Source organism: Frankia sp. CcWB2, assembly GCF_977927585.1.
The window spans coordinates 1-1,239 of the sequence record NZ_CDWRCM010000091.1 but is presented as its reverse complement, the minus strand read 5'-3'; the positions used below and the strand labels follow the sequence as shown (position 1 = coordinate 1,239).

The window sequence follows — 1,239 nt, the reverse complement described above, 5'->3', positions numbered from 1 at the left end:
GCCCGAGGGCGGCGAGCAGCGTCACGCCGGCGAGGAGCGCGCCGCCGCGCCTGTGGCGGCTGCGTCCGCGTGACAACCCGCCTGAGCTCCCGTTGAGATGCCCGGCGGCGGGGCGCCGCGTCCGGCTGAACGATGTACGCATGACCGATCCTCTCGCAGTGGTCCGGACCGCGGGTCCGGAGCAGGTGATCTGGCGTCGGGTGGTGTGTGTCCCCCTGAGGAACTGCGTCCCTCCGGTGGTACGTGCCTCCGGGTGCCTCCGGGTGCCGGCGGCGCGGCGGGCGGCGGGTGCGACCGGGTCGGGCCCGGTTGGGCCGGGTCGGTGGAGGTCAGTGCTGCAGGACCCGGGCCAGGAAGTCCCGGGCGCGTTCGGTCCGCGGCGCGGCGAAGAAACTCTCCGGCGGGGCGATCTCGAGGATGCGGCCGTCCGCCATGAAGGCCACCCGGTCCGCGGCGGAACGCGCGAATCCCATTTCGTGGGTGACGACGATCATGGTCATGCCGCTGGTGGCCAGCGACCTCATCACGTTCAGCACCTCGGAGATCATCTCTGGGTCGAGCGCCGAGGTCGGTTCGTCGAAGAGCATGAGCACGGGATCCATCGCCAGCGCCCTGGCGATGGCGGCGCGCTGCTGCTGGCCGCCGGAGAGCTGGCGGGGCAACCGGTCCGCCTTGTCGGCGATCCCCACGCGTTCCAGTAGTTCCTGGGCCCGGGCGCGGGCCTGCAGGCGGTTGTGCCCCAGGACCTTGACCGGTCCCAGGGCGACGTTCTCGAGCACCGTCTTGTGCGCGAAGAGGTTGAACGATTGGAATACCATTCCGACCCGTGACCGCATCCGGGCGAGCTCATGGCTCTCCGTGGGCAGGGGACGGCCCTCGAAGAGGATCCGGCCCTCGTCGATCGTTTCCAATCGGTTGATGCAGCGGCACAGGGTCGACTTCCCCGACCCCGAGGGCCCGATGATGATGACGACCTCGCCCGCCTCGACGGACAGGTCGACGTCGGCTAGGACCCGGTTGTCGCCGAACGACTTCCCGACGCCTTCCAGGGTCACCAAAGGCATGTCGACCTCCCGGCACAATGACGGTGTGGTGTTGGGCCGAGCGTCCCGGCGGCCTCATGATGGAACGGCCAGGCGCGCGGATCGGTCGTGGGGCCGACAGCTGGGGCGGTCGTCTCGCGCGGATTTCGGCGCACTGGCGGGAACATTCGAGAATAGTATCCCTGCAGCTATGGAG

Annotated in this window: 1 protein-coding gene; it reads right to left on the bottom strand. The window is 69.8% G+C overall.

Annotation, left to right across the window (positions count from 1 at the left end; translation table 11 throughout):
* Positions 1–329: 329 nt before the first annotated feature.
* The gene (locus tag ACY45C_RS11480; protein WP_462187603.1) at positions 330–1,064 is read right to left on the bottom strand and encodes an amino acid ABC transporter ATP-binding protein; all 735 of its coding nucleotides are present in this window, start codon (positions 1,062–1,064) and stop codon (positions 330–332) included.
* Positions 1,065–1,239: the final 175 nt, after the last annotated feature.

Bases quoted from the DNA above. Each gene is read 5' to 3' on its own strand.
- ACY45C_RS11480 (WP_462187603.1), bottom strand. From the start codon at position 1,064: ATGCCTTTGGTGACCCTGGAAGGCGTCGGGAAGTCGTTCGGCGACAAC.